This window comes from Mesorhizobium sp. B3-1-8 (assembly GCF_006439495.1).
Taxonomy (GTDB): domain Bacteria; phylum Pseudomonadota; class Alphaproteobacteria; order Rhizobiales; family Rhizobiaceae; genus Mesorhizobium.
Map to the genome: position 1 here is coordinate 1 of NZ_VFTK01000028.1, position 19,579 is coordinate 19,579.

Genomic DNA, 19,579 nt, shown 5'->3' on the forward strand with positions numbered 1-19,579 from the left:
CTCCGATCCCACTACAGGATCGGCAACCTCACAGATCGCGATCACTCCCGAAAGGTGGCCCCAAAACACCGCTTACCGACAACCTCTACTACATGGGCTTCCTTTTTACTCTCTCCAGCTTGGGGGCCTCGCTCTACCAGTTCGGCACAAGCGCATCGACGGACGAGATTGTCAGGAATTTCGGCATTGCCGTAACCTCGACCATTACGGGTATCGCCCTGCGCATTTTCTACAACCAGGTTCGGCGCGACCCTGCCGACGTCGAGCGCGCGGCTCGGCACGAGCTTGCGGATATGACACGTCGCGTACGCACTGAAATGGAGAGCGTTGCGCGAGAATTCGCCGACTTCCGCCGGGTTTGCAACCAAATGCTGGAAGAGGGTTTCGATGAAATCGCCCGCCAAGCAGAAAAGAACGGTGAGCAAGTCCGACAAGCCTTCGATTCGATGGCCAGCAAAGCAATAAAGCCGGTCCAGGAGACGTCGGAAAAAATCGCCAAAACCCTGGAGGAGACTTTCGGCCGTATCGAGGGCATGTTTTCAGGGGTTGCCGAAAAGGTCGAGACTGTTGCCGCATCCCTGGACAAGGCGAACGGCTCAATGGCCGGAACGGTCTCGAAATTCGAGGCTCAGGCTGACGCTGTAGCCGATAAGCTTTCGAAAGTGGTAATCCCCGACGAGGTCCTCAAGACCGATGTCGTTACGGTCCTCAAGGTTCTTGCTGCATCTGTTGGGAAGTTCACGGAGCGAGCGGAAGCACTTTCGAAAGAGCAGGGAGAAAGGACTGACAAGCTTTCTGATGCCGTCCTCAGGATGGCAGCGCATCAGAAGATTCTCTTGGAAAAGCTCGATAAGCAGTCGGAACAAAACGCTGGCACGACTGCATTGTTGTCGCGCCTTCTCGATCACGATCGGGCCGCTCCCGTCCCTAACGAAATCCCACCGGTAGCCCCGGTTGCTGTCACCGAACCAGTTGTCCAGCCATCTATCTTTGTCCCGCTGTCAGAGGCAACTGCGCAGGATGGGCAGCCCGATACAAGTGGGGCCTCTCACAATGGCGCAAACGAAGTGCCGCCACAGCCGGAGGTCGCGGAGCCGATCGTTGAGAGGGCACAATCGAGGTTGAGATGGTGGCGCTGAGCGAACCGAGCGGGGCTTCTGTCGGTTACGAGCGTAAGGGGTACGCCCGAGGGTTGATTTCGGGCCTAACAATGGCTGAGACGATGCTCTTGCTCGTTTTCTGTCTGCTGTTGGTCGCTGGAGCCATTGTTGAGAAGACGCGGGAGCAGCTTCGCATTGCCCAGGAGACGGTTTCGCGCAGCGAGGCGGCGGTCCAGCAACTGAGACAAGAGAACAAGGATTTGCTGGCTCAAATTGCCGAGCTCATGGCCCAGACCACGGGACACAAGGTGCCCGACGAGGAATGGCGAAAGCTGATCCTTGCGAGGAAGGCAATCGAGCAAATTGAGCAAAAAGGGCTAACGGCCGAAGAAGCCGTCAACTTGGCAGAAGCCACAGCGGTTCTCCGTGACAATAAGTTAAATGCCGACGACGTTCGCAAACTCGTGTCGGCGGACAAGCGTGCGTCCGAAGCGGAGCGGAAGCTGGCAGACGCCGAGAAGCAACTCGCTGAGACGACGCGGCAGCCCAAGGATCTGCCGCCGATCATCCATTTGAGTGAAGCCAACGGCTATTCGTTTGAAGTCAGCAGTGCCGAATTGAAACCGGACTTCAGGGCGAAGCTTGAAGGCGATATCGCTTCTCAGATCGCCGACATCGTTGCGAGATATGATGTCGACGTCGTTGAGGTCATTGGACACACCGACGAACAGCGGCTTTCACGTCAGTCCAATATGGACTTCGTTCTTAAGCGGGTGCTTTCCGGCGATGAAGGTGTGAGCAAAATGGAGCCGGGCGACAATGCTGGGCTAGGCCTCGCGCGTGCGATATCAGTCGCATCGCTCCTGAAAAAGCTTCCAGGGCTCGATCACCTCAACATTCTTCCTATGTCAGGAGGCCAGCTGATCCTTCCTGACGATCGCCTAACAGATGGGGCGCAGTCTGGTGATGCTCCGGCGAGACGCCGTATCGAGATCAGGGTACGCAAGAGCAAAAAGAAGCTGGCCATGGAAAGCGAACAGCATGCCAACTGACCCGCGAGTTAGTAGCCGCATATAAGCTAATTGTGAAAACAGCAGGATAGGAAGGCTCCTCTGTCACCAGCACGGTGGTTCACCCCCCCCGGTGACAGACGAGCCGCTCTGCGCGAGCGGCTGTGTGACGGGTGCATTCCCGGCTATTGTGATGTCGCTGTGTTCGTCCGGAAAAGCGAACCGTGCCGACCCTTTCCCGGCACCGGCCTCGTGACGGTGCTCAGGGCGAAATAGCCATTTCGCACTGAGGATGTGTATCCGATTAAAGCGATGTTGCGAGTTCCAAATAGCGGCAAAGTGCGTTTGCAAGCTGCATCTGGCGCGGCGTTCGGCACTCGGCCTGGAACAGCATTGGAGACGATACCAGGACGCATACGCATTTCGCCCGGGAGGTCGCCACGTTCAAGCGGTTGAGACTGTAAAGGAACTCCATGCCGCGCGGTGCGTCGGAGGGGCTTGAAGTCGCCGTGGAATAGATCGCGATCGGCGCTTCCTGCCCCTGGAATTTGTCAACGGTCCCGACCCTCGCCCCGGGCAGGCGCTTCTGGATTTCGAAAACCTGCGCGTTGAACGGCGCAATGACGAGAATGTCGTCCAGCGTCAAAGGACGGAGATTTCCGTCGCGATCCGTCCAGGTGACGCGCGCCGCGATGGCTTCGTTCACCAGACCCGCGATGGCCTCGGCCTCTTCCGGCGAATTGCTCTGGTTGCCGTCGTGCTCGACTGGGAACCACCGGAGGCCGGCGCCTGACACACGCGTGTCGCCGCCGATGAACTGGCGCTCCAGTCCTTGGCGAGGATGGAGTTCCCCCGCGTAGAAGAGCTCGGAGGTGAACCTGCAGATGTCGGGGTGTAGCCGCCACGTTTCGTCGAGGAACAGGCCGCGATCCGCCGGAATGGTTTGGGCGCCGCCTAGGATGTGGTCGAGGGCTGACACGTCACAGCCGTCAGGGTGGCTGCCCTGAATCGGCTGGTCGAGCTGTTGCGGGTCGCCCACGAGGACAATCGTCTTCGCTGCCTGCGAGACGGCGAGCACGTTCGGGAGAGCCATCTGGGCTGCCTCGTCGACGAAAAGCACGTCGACCGCCTCAAAGGCGTCAGGGAGAGACCAGAGCCATGCCGTTCCCCCTCCGACGTGTACGCCATGGCCAATCGCCGCGATGAGGTCTTCGCTGCGCCGGGCGATGGTCAGGCGATGGTGTTCTTCTTCTTCCTCGTCGGCCTTGTGACAGCACTGGAGATCGACGCCGAGCCCATCCGCTTCCTCGATGACCTTGTCGATGAGGTTCCGGATGACCTTGTGGCTGTTTGCGGTTATCCCGACCGTCTTGCCTTGCCGAACGAGGTCGCAGATCATCCGCGCCGCCGTGAACGTCTTTCCGGCACCCGGCGGTCCCTGGACGGGCAGGGCGCCTTCAGCGAGATGCCCCGCCAGCCGCGACGCGGCATCCAGCGTGCTCTCGCCTGCCTCCCTGATGGGATGCTCGCCGACTGGAGGCGGCCGCCTCAACAGAAGATCCCGGGCGGCCTTGTACGGGCCGGGGCCTTCGATCCCGTTGGCCACGACGTGCTCGCCAATGCGTAGGAGCGCTTTCGCAATGACCTCGGCGCCAACTACCTTGTGGGCGAAAACGGCTTCAGGGTGCAGGGTCGCGCTGTCCTGACGCTTCTTGATGTCGACCGTCCGCTCCTCAAGCGAAATCGCTGCGACTGATCCGAGCTTCTCGCCGCCGCAATTGCGAAGGTCTTCACCGCCGCGCAGGGAGCTCTCCTGCCGAGCGTAGCTGTAGCGGTGAATGGGAGCACGAGCCGTCCCGCCGACTTCCCCGACGAACACAAGCCCTGACAGCCCCGCCCGTTCGTCGAGCAGCTCTTCGGCTGACACCGCTGCAAGGCGAAAGAGCTCCCACCAGGTCGCCTTGGCTTCCCGCCGGTGCCAATCCAGCAGGTTGGCAAGCAGCCAACGCGCCTGCTGCTCTTCCGAGCGATCACCAGGATCGTCAGGGATGCCTTGCAGAAGCTGCTCGATAACGGGAGCGATGCGCGCAAGCCAGGCAGTGACGTTCTCGTTCGGGGCACCGTCATCCCCGCCTCCAGGCCGTGGGACATCCGAGCCGGCGGCGATGAATTCTGCCCGCCGATCCTCGAGCCATGAGAGGAGGGCGGCCGTCGAGAGGCAGTCGTCTTCATTGTAGCCGCGCACTGTCGCGCGGGTTTCCTCGCTGATGGACGCGACGTCGCCGAGCTCGAGATTGGCCTGAAAGTTTGTGAGCGCGCTATTCGCCTCCGGGAGCGGCACCTGCCTTATGAAGCCGTAGAAAGGTTCGAGGCGTTTGATGGAGTAGCTCTCGACGCTGGCGCGAACGGCATGGCGAACCACCGAATAGAGGTCGACGAAGAGTTTCGCGCGTAGCATGCGGTCGATTTCGTCCTCGCGCGTGCCGTACCTTCCCATCAAACGCTTGAGGGCTGCTGGCTCGTAGGGCGCGTAGTGGTAGATGTGGAGGTCCGGATACGCCTCCCAGCGCGCCATGACGAAATCGACGAACCGCTCGAAAGCCTGCCGTTCCTCGGATCGGCTTAAAGCCCATTCGCCGCGATAGACGTTTTGGCGCTGACCGTCGCTGGACAGGTAGCCGAAGAGATATTCGAGGCCGTGCTCTCCCACGAACGGATCACCTTCGAGATCCAGGAAGATATCGCCGTCGGATGGTTCAGGAAGGCGCGCCAGTCCGAACCCTGGCTCGATCTCAAGCATCTCGAATTTGCGCTCTCCGGTTTCCCGCGCCTCCACCTGGACGCGCGCCTGTTCCCGAACGCGGCGGTACGAGCCAAGCGACCCACGTTCGGGACGCCAGGAAAGGGGAAGGGGGAGCGATGCGATGCCGGCCATCGTCGCGGCGCCGTGTTGCGCGAACTCGTTGATCTGCACTTTCGTGACACTGGCGATCAGGGAGGGGTGATCGTCCTCTCGCCTCTTGCCATCGCAAGTGTCGCGCCAGCGGCAAATGTCGCAGTGAGGAGTCGGGTCGGGATACGTGGCTGAAGCATCCTCCTGCTCAAGCGACTGCTCGAACCGACGCTTTGCTTGCCGATAGTAGGCCGCGTAGTCGGCGAAGCGGAACGTCTGCGGCACGAAATCGGACCAAGGCGCCACGACATGCAGTTGATCCGGCGCTAGGCCTTGCGCGCGTTCTAACAGATCGGAATAGAGGCAGAGCTGGAGTACCGTTCCGGCTTTCGTTTCCCGTGCGAGTTTGGTGTCGAGCACCTCGTACGACCACGAGCCAAGGTTGCTTGGCTTCTCCACACGCCGCAGGATGTCGGCCCGACCGCCCCAACGGCCGTAGCGCAGCGCTGCCTGGACGATGACCTCGGTGCCCGCTGCCATCGACCGGAGAGTCGCCGCAACGGCCGGGTCAGAGACGTCGACGCCGTCGATCCGTGCTGCTTCCAAGCCGCTGTCGATCAAATGCTGCACGAAGTTCCGTTCGTGGACGGCGCCGCGCTCCCGCAGAATCTCGAGCTGCGGGTCCCAATGGGAGGGCTTTGCGAGCTGTCCCTCCGCAACTGCCCGGTCAAGGACACTCAGATGATGGCAACTTAGATGGCCTACCAAGTCACTCGCGCTAAGCCGAAGTTCGCCCGCAACCAGCTGCATAACCGTGTCCCCCCATTGCTGCTGCGGAGCCTATTTCCATTCCGTGTCGTTAATAAACTCTAGCGGAAGAAACTTTCGCCACGTAGCGGCACCCGGAAGCCGCAAGATAATGGGTGCGTGGTACTCGCATGGTCAACCCACAGCCCTATTGTCCGGCTCTCTTTGGCGGCGATGACCAAGGAGTGTGCTCTTCGTCACCGAAGTTGTTTGCTATCGGCGGCAATCTTTGTTCGAAGATTGTCCGATACCCGCAGACCATGCCATGATGTCAACGGAATATCCTGAGGGTCCGGGGGGACGACTATGGAATGGTTCCTGATCGGCGCGGCGTTGGTTGCGTGGCTGATCTATCTGGGACGCAAGCAGAGTCTCGCAGAGACACCGCAGCGCTCACGCCTACTTGTGCAGGACGGGTCTACGCCGACGAGCGAGCGGACTGTGTCGCCGCAGCAGCCTTGGCAGGATTCGCGATCTCGTCCGGACAGGCGCTTCACCGATGGAAGCAGCCAGTGGGAAAGGCGCCCGGTCACGGCTAGCATGCTCGCACGCGATAGCGGTCGTCAGCCCAAAACTCCGGCAAAATGGATACCTTCTGGAGAAGATGTTCGGGTGGCGGGAGTCTCAATCAACTCGGGCATGTTCTATCTCGGCGCGTCCTTCGCCGGAAAATCCGGGGCGGAGAACTGCCTGGTTGATCCAACTTGCCAGGTCGGATCCGTACGAGGCGATCCCGAAGGCAAAACGTTGCCCTACTGGCCATCATATCAGTCGATCTCCCCGGGGGCGCGGCGGACGTATCTCGAGTGGCTTGCAGGAGGCAGGAACGATCCTTCGATCGGCATAGGCTACGTTTTCATATTCTTCTATGGCCTCGAACGTCGTCTCTTCATCGACGAGGCGAGGAATGAGGCTCCGGCGATGGCAGCGGAGGTCCGACGCCTTCTAACGCTCCATGGCGAGAACTACTCCTTCAAGGGCTACGCTTCGAAGTTCCTTGACGTGGCCGACTTGATGGCGAACCCGGACACTTCTCGACCGACTCTCTCGCCAGACCTGAGGAGCGGCTATGAAATGCCGCTGTCCGTAAGGGTTCATCTCGGGCGGAAGCTAAGTTCCAAGCTTCCTTTCGACAGCACCGACGCGCTCCTGTGGATATTGTCACTTCCAGACACGCAGCTGCGCACGCCCGCATCCAGATGCTTCGAGGAACTCGCCGAACTCTGGCACCTACGGTTTGCGTCGCGCTATCCGGACGGGCTGAAGGTCAATTCGCCGAGGACGAAGATCAAAATCGAATACCGGGCGGCGAGCGGTGGCTTCGGGGGCAGGGTGGACTTGTCGGATAGCGAGCTCGGGCCGCTTCCTGACATAGCTGCCCTTTCCGCGCCAATTGATGGGCTCAGAGACCTTCTCACCGCCTGTACCGACGAGCTTGCCGCCTACAGCCGTCTTCTTGGGAAGAAACCTGAGGCCAAGGGGTCTGTCGAAGCCGCTTTCCTGTTGCCCAAGGAGATCCTGACGTCCGGCTCCGGGACCGGAGCCGCGGCGCTCAAGCGCGTTGACGATCTTTTTGGCGATCACAGGATCGCCGGGTTGAAGGTGGCGCGACTGGCGCAAGCCCTGGGAATGGAAATCCCGACCAAGGGAAAACTCGGCGCCGGCCTGTGCAACCCGATCGGCGCCTTGATGGACAAGCTGGATGTTGGCTTCGAGCCGGACCGCAGGTACGGCTCACGCTGCCTGGAAGCCGACGGCTACATTCTGCTGTTCAAGGCGAAGGATGGCGCTCCCGTTGACGGCGAGGCTTCAGCCTATGCTGCCGCCAGGGCGATGGTAGAAGTGGCGGCGCTGGCGGCCGTTTCCGACGGAAGGGTCGAGCCCAGCGAATTCGAATCGATCAAGGCGGACATCCGTTCGTTTCCAGGCATGGGCGGCGTCGAGCGCGGCAGGCTGATGGCGTATGCCAGTACGCTTCTCAAGGACCCGGCAGCGCAGCAATCCGCCATCAAGAAATTGGGCAGCATCGGTGCAGATGCCCGCGCCAGCGCCGTCAGATCGGCCACGTCGGCCGTCCTGGCGGATGGCTACGCGGCTCCTGACGAGGTGAAGTTCCTCGAGCGGCTGTACAAGGCGCTCGGCTACCCGGTGGAGGATCTGTATTCCACCCTCCATCGCGGGTCGGTCGCGCTCGACGAGCCCGTCGCCGTCGCTCCGGAGACGCGTGCGACCGGCGTTCCGATCCCGGCGCCGCCTCCTCCATCCCCCTCGGGCGGTCTCAGAATCGATCACGGTCGCCTGGAGCGGATCAAATCGGAGACCACGGCCGTATCGGAGCTTCTCGCGGGCATCTTCACTGAACAGGAGCCGTCAGCCTTACCGCCTCAGGTCAGGGAAGCTGTTGCTGCCGAAGGAAAGTTCGCCGGCCTCGACGGCGCCCACGCCAGGTTGCTGAGCCTTCTGGCCGAAAGCGGCGAACTGGATAGGCAAGCGTTCGAAGACGAGGCGCGGAAGCTTAGGCTGTTGCCCGACGGAGCGATGGAAACGATCAACGAATGGGGTTTCGACAGGTTCGATGAACCTATAGTCGAAGGCGACGAACGCGTTTCACTCGTAGCGCATCTCAGGGATAAGCTTCAGCAAGCGAGGGTGGAAGCATGACGGCTGTCACGACTATCAAGACGCGCGATCGCGATGCCATTCTACAGGCGCTCGCCGCCGGCGTTGTCCCGAAGACGGGACTTCGTCATGTACAGGTCGGCCGCGCGGCTGAGGTGGGAGCGTTGGTCCGCGATATCGATCGCATCTGCGACGGTGGAGCAGCCATCCGTTTCGTGATCGGCGAATACGGTGCCGGCAAGACCTTCTTCCTGAATCTGGTGCGTCTGGTCGCGCTTGAGCGCAAATGTGTCACGATCCATGCCGACCTTGCGCCCGACCGCAGGATTCATGCGACGGCAGGCCAGGCGAGGGGACTTTATGCCGAAGCCGTAAGGAATATGGCGACGCGGACCCGGCCCGACGGCGGCGCACTGCCGAGCGTGGTCGAACGCTTCGTGACGGACTGCATCCAGGAGGCAGCACAAGCGGGCGTGCCGGTCGAGCGCATCATCGATCAGCGTCTCGCGCACCTGCAGGAACACGTCGGCGGCTATGACTACGCGACGGTCCTGAAGGCGTACTGGAAAGGAAGTGAGGAGGGCGACGAAGTCCTCAAGGCCTCGGCCCTTCGGTGGCTCCGCGGGGAATATTCCACGAAGACAGAGGCGCGCCAGGCGCTTGGCGTCCGCAACATCATCGATGACGACAACGTCTATGATTCCCTCAAGCTGCTGGCAGCGTTCGTGAGGCTTGCGGGGTACGCCGGGCTCTTCGTTGTCTTCGACGAAATGGTGAACCTGTACAAGCTTCAGAGTGCCCAGGCTCGCAACCAGAACTTCGAGCAAGTCCTTCGCATGCTCAACGACGTGCTGCAGGGCAACTTCGGCGGTTTCGGTTTCGCGCTCGGCGGCACGCCGGAGTTCCTCATGGACACCCGCCGCGGCCTGTACAGCTACTCCGCCCTGCAGTCCCGCCTTTCCGAGAATGCATTCGCGACGAATGGCCTGGTCGATCTTTCCGGTCCGGTGCTGCGCCTCCAAAGCCTCACGCCCGAGGACCTCCTGATCCTTCTTTCAAATATCCGATCAGTGTTTGCCTCCGGCGACCCCGCCAAGAACCTCGTTCCGGATGAAGCCCTTCCCGCGTTCATGGAGCATTGCAACAAGCACGTCGGGGATGCCTACTTCAGGACGCCTCGGAACACGATAAAGGCGTTCGTGCAGTTTCTGGCAATCCTTGAGCAGAATCCTGGAACCGAATGGGCGAGCCTGGTGGGCCGCGTCGATATCGCGCCGGACGCCGAAAGCTCTTCGGCGGACGAGAGCGAGGACGAAACCGCGGGTGGGGATGAGGATCTTGCCACCGTCAGGCTCTGAGACGCCCTCTGGATTCGATAGGCTTCATGAAACGATCCGGCGCTGGATCTGGGAGCGTAAGTGGGAGGAACTCCGCGATGTCCAGGACAAGGCGATCGCCGCGATCCTGGGCGGCCGGAACGACGTCCTGATCGCGGCCGCCACGGCGGCTGGGAAAACGGAAGCCGCCTTCTTGCCAATCCTGACGAGGGTGGCGGCACGGACGGAGCCGGGCGTGTCGGTCCTCTACGTGAGTCCGCTCAAGGCGCTGATCAACGACCAGTTCCGCCGCCTGGACGACCTCTGCGAGCGGATGGAGATCGACGTCGTCCGATGGCATGGCGATGCCCCTCAAGCCGCCAAGCAGCGGACGAGACGCGATCCGCGCGGCGTCGTCCTGATAACTCCGGAATCCATCGAGGCGATGCTCCTGCGTCGTCCGGGCGATGCAAGGAGGATGCTGGGCGCGTTGGACTTCATCGTCATCGACGAGTTGCATGCCTTCCTGAGCGGGCCGCGCGGCCTCCATCTGGCAACCTTGCTGCGGCGGCTGGATGCCTTGTCCGCGGAACCAGCAAGGCGGATCGGGCTGTCCGCCACGATAGGCGACCTGTCCGTTGCCGCCGGCTGGCTGAATCCAGCTTCGCCATCTTCCGTTTCGATCGTGGAGTCCTTGGCCGACTCGCCTGAGCTAAGGCTCCAGGTGCGGGGGTACGCGGATGACGAAGACGCGGAAGACATCGACGGGCTGGAGGCGGAGGAGAAGCCAGTCGCGCTCGACTTCATCGCCGACCATATGTTCGCGACGCTTCGCGGAGCGAACAACCTGGTATTCGCCGGGTCGCGCAGGCGCGTGGAAGCCCTGGCGGACAGGCTGCGGACGCGATCCGAGAAAGCCGGTGTTCCCAACGAGTTCTTTCCCCATCATGGCAGCCTCTCGAAGGAGTTGCGGGAGGAACTCGAAGACAGGCTGAAGCAGTCCAACCTGCCCACGACAGCGGTCGCTACGACAACGCTGGAACTCGGCATCGATATCGGATCGATTAAGTCGGTGGCCCAAGTCGGGGCGCCGCGGTCGCTCGCTTCGCTCCGCCAACGCCTGGGACGCAGCGGCCGGCGGCGCGGCGTTCCGGCAATCCTTCGCATGTATGTGCGAGAACGAAATCTCGGACAAGATTCCGACCCACTCGATCACCTGAGACTGGAGACGGTGCGTGCAGTTGCCGCCGTGCGCTTGCTCGTCGCAAAGTTCGTCGAGCCACCTTCCGTCGTCGACGCCGTTGCGACCGTCGCGCTTCACCAGACGCTCTCCGTGATCGCACAGGAGGGCGGGCAGCGCGCTGATCGCCTTTTCGAGACGATATGCTCGGCGGGTCCGCTTTCTGTTTTGGGAAAAGGCGACTATGTCGAGTTGCTGCGCGGAATGGCCTCGGCGGACAACCGGCTGCTGGAGCAGGCGCCCGATGGTACCGTCATGCTCGGCGAATTCGGGGAGCGGCTTACGGCTGGCCGCGACTTCTACGCCGTGTTCTCGACGGACGAGGAGTGGCGGATCGTCTGCGGCGGTCGTACTCTTGGAACTATCCCGATATCAAATCCGGTAGCCGTCGGAGTGGTGATTGCCTTCGCCGGACAGCGCTGGCGTATCGCATCGGTGGACGACCGCAGCAAGGTGCTCGAGGTCGAGCGGCATCGGTCCGGAAAGATTCCTCAGTTCGACAACGTGATGAGCGAACCTGTCCACGACAGGCTCTCGGCCGAGATGCGAGCGGTCCTAGAAGGCGGCGACATTCCCGCTTATCTCGATGCGACCGCCGCCGACTTCCTGCGCCAGGGGAGGGAGGCATATGCGGAGTTCGGACTGCGGCAGACCAGATTCCTGCCGGCAGTGAAGGATACGCAGGTCCTGACCTGGAGAGGCACCGAAGCCAATGCCGTTCTCGCCTTCACATTGGTTTCGGCGGGCCTTGAATGCGTGATGCACGACGTCGGTGTGACGGTTCTGGAGACTACACCTGAAGAAGCTGAGGCGGTCCTTCGCCAGGTAGCTGAACGTCCACCGGATATTCAGTCCATTTCGGAGTTCGTCGAGAACCTCGAGACAGCGAGGTTCGACGTTATGGTCCCTGAGCCACTTTTGCGAAGGCTGTGGGCCAAAGCGCGCGCGAACATAGGGACAGAGATCGGCGCGGTCGCGACAGAACTACTCAATGCGCGCGCCTAAGCGGTGCTTGAAGAAGAAATTGTTGCCCAGAGAGGCAATCGGGCCGCTGGCAAATGCGGTTCAGCCGCAGCCTAAACAGGAGGAATGACGCATGGCGAGGCAGCATTCAACGCCTCTGGTTATCTCCGACGACGGAGCTTCGGTAGTGACTGCAAGGCTCCTCGAGCTTGGCGGAGGGGGACATGGCATGACCGAGGCGGCGATTCAGGACCTCATTCATCGCTTTCCATCTTGCCTGCCCATCGCCGAGATCGATCCGTTATTCGCTAACCCGGTATCGATTTGCCGAGAGCTTTCGACGCCGGCTGGTCCAATCGACAACTTCATGGTCACGCCCACTGGCCTGCCGGTGCTCGTTGAATGCAAGCTTTGGCGCAATCCAGAAGGCAGGCGGGAGGTAGTTGGGCAGATTCTCGACTATGCGAAGGAACTCGCTCTGTGGACCTCATCCGACCTGCAGCGCGAGGCCAGTCGACGAGTAGGCAGAGAAGGAAATGTCATTCTCGATTTGGTGCGGGCAGCAGGGAACGATGTGGACGAGATAAGCTTCAATGACGCGCTGACGCTGAACCTAAGGCGCGGGCGATTCCTGCTTCTGATTGTTGGTGATGGTATTCGCGTCGGTGTGGAGACAATCGCTGAGTATCTGCAAGGTCATTCCGGACTTCATTTCACATTGGGCCTCGTCGAAATGCCGATTTACCAGTTGGTAGATGGGGCACGGATCGTTGTGCCGCGTGTGCTCGCCAAGACGCAGACAATTGTGAGGACCGTTATCGCGCTTCCGGAAGGCCTCGCTCTGTCTGAGGACGAAGAAGGGGAATCTTCTGCTTCCATCGAGTCACCGGAAAGAAGAGCCGGGCGGGAGCGGCGCAACGCCATCAGGCAGAGCTTCTGGCTAGATTTCCTGTCGGGACTCCATCTCGACGATCCGGATCAGATGCGGCCCCCGCCTGCCCTTGGCGGCCATATCGTCTTCAAGTTCGGAGCTCCCGGTGGCTCAAGTTGGTTGACCGTTTACCGTGATGTGCGCACCAACCGCGTCGGTCTGGACCTTTCCTCAAATCGAAACTCCGTGGGCGAGCGGGCGTCTAAAGCGCTGGCCCCCCAAGCGGAAGAACTGGCTGCGGAATTGGGCCCGGGGGTGACTATCGATTTTGAGGGCGACAGGCCGATTATTGCGCAGGACTTCACCGTGCGGGACCTGGAGAATCCAGAAGACCGCGAACGTGCCCTCAACTGGCTTCAGGAGCGAACCAACGCATTTGTGAATGCACTTCGGCCGCGCATCCGTTCGGCGCTTCGCGATTTGGTGGAAGAATGAACGTCGTCGGAAAAAATGAATGCCGTCGGAAGTTGAGTGGGAAAGACCATTTCACACTGAATTAGTTGTTGGCGGGGTGTCACCAAATGGACGGCTTTGCATCGCCGCTGCTCGCCAACCACGACTATGTTCGATGGTTCTTATGGACTTCATGCCGTTCCGCATCGAATGCCTGCTTTCCCTTCGCGGCCCACAGGTCTCGCGCATGCTCGCCTTCATAATTTTGCAGCTTGGCGGCGATCCAGAGCATCGCTCCGTAGATGATGTCGCGATCGTCATTGGTCAGTTCGATGATCCCTGCCTTGACGACCAGCCCACCGAGTTCAATCAAATGTCGGGTGCGCTTGCGGCGCTCGACCTGCCACGCGCGCATGTCATTGCGAGCCATCGCCGCTTTCCGGCGATTTTGGGCTGCCCGGTTGCGCCGGAGCGCCGCGCAGGTTGCGCCGAGATGCAGGAGCAAATCGCCGGAGCCGGCTCTCGAAAAACATCGCTCCACGCTTAGCCCATGCCTCTCGCTTTGCGGTGTCTTTCGTTTCGGCGAGTGCAATCAACGCCCCGGCCAGTTCGTCGGTGCTGAGTTGATCGGCGCCCGTGGAGATCACCAGTTCGCCAAGTTGCTGCACTTTTCTGGTTTTGAGCTCTCGCGCTTTTTCTTCCAGCGCCTTCAGTTCAGCGTCGAAGTCCCGCGGCTTTCGCATGGCTGTCTCCATCGGTTGTCGATGTGGCAATGATAGGGGAGCGCCTGCCGAAAGGCTTCACAGTTGCCGAGACAGCCCGGGACGGACTGGTCCATCCCGAGATTTTTTCGAGGGAGGGCGCGCTTATACGTCGTGCCGACGTGCGCTTTGGCGTGCAAATGATCTGGTCGCGATGGCGATCTATCATCTTCACGTCAAGGTCATTGGCCGCAAGGCTGGGAGCAGTGCTGTGGCATCGGCCGCGTATCGCTCGGCTTCGCGGCTGCGCGACGAGCGGATCGAACGAACGCATGACTTCTCGGCCAAGCGCGGCGTCGTTCATTCCGAGGTGATGCTGCCGGACAATGCGCCGGATGCGTGGAGCGACCGCGAACGGCTGTGGAACGATGTCGAGGCCTTCGAGGTCAGGAAGGATGCGCAGCTTGCCCGCGAGGTGGAGTTTGCCCTGCCGCGTGAACTCACCCAGGCGCAAGGCATCGAGCTGGCGCGCGACTTCGTACACGCCGAGTTTGTCAGCCGGGGCATGGTCGCCGATCTCAATGTGCATTGGGACAGGGCAGAAGATGGCAGTCCCAAGCCGCACGTTCATGTCATGCTCGCCATGCGGTCCGTGGACGAGAACGGGTTTGGCGCAAAGGTGCGCGACTGGAACAGCACCGAGCTTGTCGAGCGCTGGCGCGAGCGATGGGCCGAGCTTGCCAATGAGCGCCTTGCCGAACTCGACATCGACGCCCGCATCGATCATCGCAGTCTGGAAGCGCAGGGCATTGCCCTGGAGCCGCAAACCCAAATTGGTGCGCCGGCCCAACGCATTGAGGGCGGTGGCCTTGACGCTGCCGGCATTGAAGCAGATCGCGCCGAACTGCATCGCGAGATCGCACGCAACAATGGCGCGCGCATCATTGCCGATCCATCCGTGGCGCTGGACGCAATCACGCATCAGCAATCGACCTTCACGCGAAAAGACATTGCGAAGTTCGCACATCGCCACAGCGATGGAATGGAGCAGTTCAACGAGGTGGTGGCAGCCATCGGCAACGCGCCCGATCTGGTCGAACTCGGCAAGGATGGACGCGGAGAAGATCGCTTCACCACCCGGCAGATGATCGAGACCGAACAGCGCCTGCATCGCGCGGCGGAACGCATGGCCGGACAGGAACGTCATGCGGTGAGTGGCGCACACCGCGAGACAGCTTTGGCGCGGGCAACGCAACGCGGCCTTCTTCTGTCAGGCGAGCAGACCGATGCGCTGGATCACATCACCGATGGCCGCGGTCTTGGTATCGTTGTCGGCTTTGCCGGAACCGGCAAGAGCGCCATGCTGGGTGTTGCACGCCAGGCATGGGCAGCGGCGGGCTATGAGGTCCGGGGTGCGGCACTCTCCGGGATTGCCGCTGAGAATCTGGAAGGCGGATCCGGCATCCCGTCTCGCACGATCGCCAGCATGGAACATAATTGGGGACAGGGGCGCGATCTGCTCACCGGGCGCGATGTCCTGGTGATCGACGAGGCTGGCATGGTCGGCACGCGCCAGTTGGAGCGCGTGCTCTCCCATGCGGCGGACGTCGGCGCAAAGGTCGTGTTGGTTGGCGATCCGCAGCAGTTGCAGGCAATCGAAGCCGGCGCCGCATTCCGTTCGATCCACGAGCGTCATGGCGGTATCGAAATCGGCCAGGTGCGCCGGCAGCGTGAGGACTGGCAGCGCGACGCGACGCGCGACCTGGCAACCGGCAGGATCGGCGCCGCAATCAGCGCCTACGATGCGCAAGGCATGGTGCTTCAGGCTGCAACGCGCGACGAAGCGCGATCTGAACTCGTCGAGCGCTGGGACCGCGACAGGCAGGCGGAGCCCCAGGCAAGCCGGATCATTCTCACCCATACAAACGACGAGGTGCGTGCGCTCAACCAGGCTGCGCGCGAGCGCATGCGCGCCGCCGGCGATCTTGGCGTCGATGTTCAGATCACAGTCGAACGCGGTGCAAGAAACTTTGCGGGCGGCGACCGTGTCATGTTCCTGCGCAACGAGCGGTCGCTCGGCGTCAAGAACGGCACGCTTGGTGTGATCGAAGAGGTCAGCATACAAAGTATGGCCGTGCGCACTGACGATGGCAGGTCGGTGCGCTTTGACCTGAAAGATTATCCCCACCTTGACCACGGCTATGCCGCGACCATTCACAAGGCGCAGGGCATGACCGTTGACCGCGTCCATGTGCTGGCAACGCCAGGCATGGATGCGCATGGCAGCTACGTCGCACTGTCGCGGCATCGAGACAGGATGGACCTGCATTACGGCAGCGACGACTTCACAACCCGCGAACGCCTCGTCCGTACGCTGTCACGCGACCGCGCCAAGGACATGGCGTCGGATTACGAGCAGATCGACTCGGCGCAGAGCTATGCCGAACGGCGCGGTATCACCTTCCGCGAGCGTGTGGTCGAGATCGTGCGCCGGATCGTTCCGGAGAAGCTGCGCGAGAGGATTGGCGGGCTGGTCGACGGGTTGCGTTCGCCTGGAGAAGCGGAGCCCAGTCAGGACCGTGGGCTCCGGCCGGAAAGAGGAGACGGTGGAGGGCAAAGTGGCGATGCCGGCCCCACGCCCGGAAGAGAAGCTTCCGCCAGGGGAGCGCAGCGCGAGGCGGGTGTGCCGGTGGACGCGGAAGCGGCGTTGCGTAGCGCTCGCACCAAGGCGCTTGTGCGTCACGCGCGTGCGCTCGACGCGATCCTCAGCACTGGAAATGCGGATGGGCAGGGCAGTCCCGAACAGATCCGAGAATTGAGAGAGGCCCGCAGCGCTTTTGAGAAGGTTCGCCCGCATGGCTGGCGCGATGCCGAAGCGGCCTATGTCAAGAATCCCGAGCTTGTCCGTGAGGCGGCGACCGGCCGCGTCAATCGCATCGTGCTTGCGCTCCAGCTTGAGACGGAAATCCGCACCGGACTGGACATCGATCCGATCCGCCGCGCAGACCGTTTCGTTGAACGTTGGCAAAAGCTCGATCGGACGGGCCAGCGCCAATACCAGGCCGGCGACATGTCCGGCTACAAGTCAACGCGCACGGCCATGTCCGACATGGCGAAGAGCCTCGAACGCGATCCGCAGCTTGAATCGCTCCTTGCCAACCGCAAGCGCGAGCTTGGCATTCACACTGATTCCGGCCGCCGACTCGGGGCGGAGCTCGCATTCAGCCATGGCATCGGAAGGGGACGCGGCATCGGAATCTGAACCCTCCGGATTGCCGCCGTTTCCACGCCGCGGGCGGCTGAAGCCACAATCCTGATTGCGTCCAGCGCTAGCTCCGTCCTGTCTGTCCCAGCAGATACCAGCAACAACCACTGACAAGCAGGCGAGCTATGTCCGAACCGGATCGCATCATCCGCCTCAGAACTGTCCTTGACCGGACCGGCCTGTCCCGCTCAACCATCTATCGCAAAATTGCCGAAGGCACGTTCCCGGCCCAGATCAAGATCAGCATAAACGGGGCAGGCTGGCGGGAATCCGATGTCAATCGATGGATCGCTGATCCTGTTGCATGGCGAAAAAAGCGTCATTTCTGATTGCGAGACAGACGAACTCCAGGGCCGCCGCCATTCCCTGGAATGAATTCAATGCCGGCGCTTTCGAACGTGCTTCTTATCAGTTCCACAGTCGATTGCTTCAACGCTTCGCCTCTTTCGAAGCGAACAATCGTCTGGGTCGATATTTTGGCTTCTTTTGAGAGGTCTAAAACACCCCATCCTAATGCAGCCCGAGCCATGCGGCACTGCACCGGATTCATAAAATCACCATTTTATGGTGATTTTGGTTGCTTAGATAATGCACTGTGTGTAGTCTCGGTTTCACTTGGCGGCCGGATGGGTGATGCAACACCAATCCGGCCTGGCCACGCCAAAGCTGTTGAGGAGCTCGGATCATGGCTGATTCCGACAATAGCACGACTTTGCCTTGCGTCACGCACGGGCGAGGGCAACGGCTGAGGGCGAACGGGGAAGATCGTTTCGACGATGCGGACCCGGCTCTTGCGCTGCTCCAAGGCTGGTTGCGGGCACAGCATGTCTCGCAGATCCTTTGCCGACTCCAGCAACGTCTAGAGAGGCGCGTTCTCGACGCTGCGGCCCCGGACGCGATGGATAAGAAGGTCGGCTATTCGATCGCCTGCCACGCGGAAGTCGAGGCCACGACTGCTGCCTTGAAGCTTCAAGACAAAGTCCCCCATGTACAGGCGAGGTCGCTTCTTGGCATTGTCGCCAAGCTCGAAATTATTGTTGGCGCAGATCGTGACATCGACGATCCAACAGACTTTCCCTGGCCACATATTGCTTCGGTCCTTGCCGATTTGAAGGAAATCGCTGGCAGCCTGCCGCTTAAACGGCCTGAGCGATCGGTAGTCCAGGCGGACTGTGCGCGTTACAAAGCGGTGGCGACCGACTTGGTCGGCCGAGAGGGCCGGGCTGCTGACCCTCGTTTGACGCGACGGTCGGCGTTTGTCATCGAAGCGGATTAGAGAAAGAAACCAGGCCGTAATGAACGTGGATTTGGTCCTGCGCGATTTCGGAGCCCAGGCCCAAATTGTCGCTCGACCCGCCGACTCTGAACCCTTACAAAAGCGCCCTGTTCGTCCGGCCGGACGCACCAGGGATCAATAACATGGACAAAATGGAATGGGCGGTTTGGAGCCTCGAGTATCTGCAGAAGGCACGGTTGGCTATCCACGAAGATTTTAATGGGGCGATGGAAGAACTGCGCGGGCACCATCGCGCCCCGCGCGATAGCTGGTATACGAGCTGCAAGAGCATCATTACCGCTCTCTATCATCGATCCGCTGAGTTTGCGGCCTCTGCCCAGATTCCCAACGAGTCGTTCCCCTCGCCAGAAGTCTTCGAGGCCGAGTTGGTGAACTACAGGGCTTGGATCCAGACCATGTCCGACGAACTCGACGAAGAGGCGGCCAAGGAACAGGGGAAGGACGGGGTACCCTATCTGGTCGACGTCGCTCGGCGCCAGGTTCGCAATACCCTCGCAGCCGTCGACTACGTGCTGGATAAGAGGCCAGCGGCACCCACCAACATAATCGGCCCGGAAACAGCGGACCTCAACCTCATTGTGGGGTTGGCGCGTCGGTTTCACGAGGCCGTACTGAGCCTTAAGCACCACCCTCACAACGGCGCGACCTTCCAGATCAACGACGAATGGGACAGCCAGTACCTGTTTCGATCGATTCTGGCCGCTTATGTGCCCGACATTCGCGACGAGGAGTGGAGTCCCTCAGTCGCGGGGTCATCTGGGCGGTGCGAATTCTTTCTCAAACCCCTCCGGACGATGATCGAGCTGAAATTCGCTCGCAAAGCCTCGGATGCGAAGAAAATCAAAGGAGAGTTGGCGACTGACTTCCTCGACTACGGTGGCAACAAGGAGGTTGATCGAGTTATCTGCCTCATCTACGACCCCGAATGTGCGCTAAAAAACCCCGCCGCGATACAGTCAGACCTCTCCGGCCCCAAGACGGGTCTTGAGCGGGTCGACGTTGTAATTTCACCGCCACGCTCATAGTTGAAGTTTGAATCTCTTT

At 61.1% G+C, this 19,579-nt stretch carries 14 protein-coding genes; 10 read left to right on the top strand and 4 right to left on the bottom strand.

Going from position 1 to position 19,579, the window contains the following annotated elements; genetic code table 11:
• Together FJ424_RS34140 and FJ424_RS23540 are read left to right on the top strand one after the other, a co-directional pair.
• The coding region (locus FJ424_RS34140; RefSeq protein WP_246677331.1) for a hypothetical protein at positions 1-1,139 on the top strand (1,139 nt) is incomplete at its 5' end.
• Positions 1,127-2,152 carry an OmpA family protein gene (locus FJ424_RS23540; RefSeq protein WP_140652439.1) on the top strand — a complete coding sequence of 342 codons (1,026 nt, stop codon included), beginning with the start codon at positions 1,127-1,129 and terminating at the stop codon, positions 2,150-2,152. The genes FJ424_RS34140 and FJ424_RS23540, both read left to right, overlap by 13 nt.
• 262 nt (positions 2,153-2,414) lie before the next feature.
• Here FJ424_RS23540 and FJ424_RS23545 read toward each other — a convergent pair whose 3' ends face one another.
• Positions 2,415-5,813: a TM0106 family RecB-like putative nuclease gene (locus FJ424_RS23545; RefSeq protein WP_140652437.1), complete on the bottom strand. Its 3,399-nt coding sequence runs from the start codon at positions 5,811-5,813 to the stop codon at positions 2,415-2,417.
• Positions 5,814-6,350: 537 nt separating this feature from the next.
• Here FJ424_RS23545 and FJ424_RS23550 point away from each other — a divergent pair.
• The 4 genes from FJ424_RS23550 to FJ424_RS23565 all read left to right on the top strand — a co-directional run bounded on the left by FJ424_RS23550 (position 6,351) and on the right by FJ424_RS23565 (position 13,314).
• On the top strand, positions 6,351-8,471 hold the full coding sequence (locus FJ424_RS23550) for a TerB N-terminal domain-containing protein (protein ID WP_281405444.1): 2,121 nt from the start codon (positions 6,351-6,353) through the stop codon (positions 8,469-8,471).
• Positions 8,468-9,787, top strand: a complete 1,320-nt coding sequence (locus FJ424_RS23555; RefSeq protein ID WP_140652433.1) for an ATP-binding protein — start codon at positions 8,468-8,470, stop codon at positions 9,785-9,787. The genes FJ424_RS23550 and FJ424_RS23555 overlap by 4 nt, the downstream gene beginning before the upstream one ends.
• Positions 9,768-11,990 carry a DEAD/DEAH box helicase gene (locus FJ424_RS23560; protein ID WP_246677333.1) on the top strand — a complete coding sequence of 741 codons (2,223 nt, stop codon included), beginning with the start codon at positions 9,768-9,770 and terminating at the stop codon, positions 11,988-11,990. Before FJ424_RS23555 ends, FJ424_RS23560 begins: the two co-directional genes overlap by 20 nt.
• A gap of 187 nt (positions 11,991-12,177) precedes the next feature.
• On the top strand, positions 12,178-13,314 hold the full coding sequence (locus FJ424_RS23565; protein WP_245340495.1) for a hypothetical protein: 1,137 nt from the start codon (positions 12,178-12,180) through the stop codon (positions 13,312-13,314).
• Between the two features lie 124 nt (positions 13,315-13,438).
• Here the strand turns inward: FJ424_RS23565 and FJ424_RS23570 are convergent, their stop codons facing one another.
• Both FJ424_RS23570 and FJ424_RS23575 read right to left on the bottom strand, forming a co-directional pair.
• Complete coding sequence (locus FJ424_RS23570; protein WP_246677334.1) at positions 13,439-13,702, bottom strand: conjugal transfer protein TraD; 264 nt, start codon at positions 13,700-13,702, stop codon at positions 13,439-13,441.
• The gene (locus tag FJ424_RS23575) at positions 13,689-14,015 is read right to left on the bottom strand and encodes a conjugal transfer protein TraD (protein ID WP_140652429.1); all 327 of its coding nucleotides are present in this window, start codon (positions 14,013-14,015) and stop codon (positions 13,689-13,691) included. The genes FJ424_RS23570 and FJ424_RS23575 overlap by 14 nt, the downstream gene beginning before the upstream one ends.
• 172 nt (positions 14,016-14,187) lie before the next feature.
• Here FJ424_RS23575 and traA point away from each other — a divergent pair, with 172 nt between their 5' ends.
• Together traA and FJ424_RS23585 are read left to right on the top strand one after the other, a co-directional pair.
• Entirely contained in the window at positions 14,188-17,235 is a 3,048-nt protein-coding gene (gene traA, locus FJ424_RS23580; RefSeq protein WP_140652428.1) for a Ti-type conjugative transfer relaxase TraA, read from the top strand.
• A 128-nt stretch (positions 17,236-17,363) separates the two neighbouring features.
• The gene (locus FJ424_RS23585; protein WP_140652426.1) at positions 17,364-17,567 is read left to right on the top strand and encodes an AlpA family phage regulatory protein; all 204 of its coding nucleotides are present in this window, start codon (positions 17,364-17,366) and stop codon (positions 17,565-17,567) included.
• On the opposite strand, the gene FJ424_RS23590 is transcribed toward FJ424_RS23585, so the two are convergent.
• Positions 17,558-17,788 carry a transcriptional regulator gene (locus tag FJ424_RS23590; RefSeq protein ID WP_210239438.1) on the bottom strand — a complete coding sequence of 77 codons (231 nt, stop codon included), beginning with the start codon at positions 17,786-17,788 and terminating at the stop codon, positions 17,558-17,560. The genes FJ424_RS23585 and FJ424_RS23590 overlap by 10 nt on opposite strands.
• A gap of 135 nt (positions 17,789-17,923) precedes the next feature.
• Between FJ424_RS23590 and FJ424_RS23595 the strand changes: the two genes are divergently transcribed.
• Together FJ424_RS23595 and FJ424_RS23600 are read left to right on the top strand one after the other, a co-directional pair.
• Positions 17,924-18,514, top strand: coding sequence for a hypothetical protein (locus tag FJ424_RS23595; RefSeq protein WP_140652424.1), 591 nt, complete (start codon positions 17,924-17,926; stop codon positions 18,512-18,514).
• A gap of 65 nt (positions 18,515-18,579) precedes the next feature.
• On the top strand, positions 18,580-19,560 hold the full coding sequence (locus FJ424_RS23600) for a hypothetical protein (protein ID WP_140652422.1): 981 nt from the start codon (positions 18,580-18,582) through the stop codon (positions 19,558-19,560).
• Positions 19,561-19,579 lie beyond the last annotated feature (19 nt).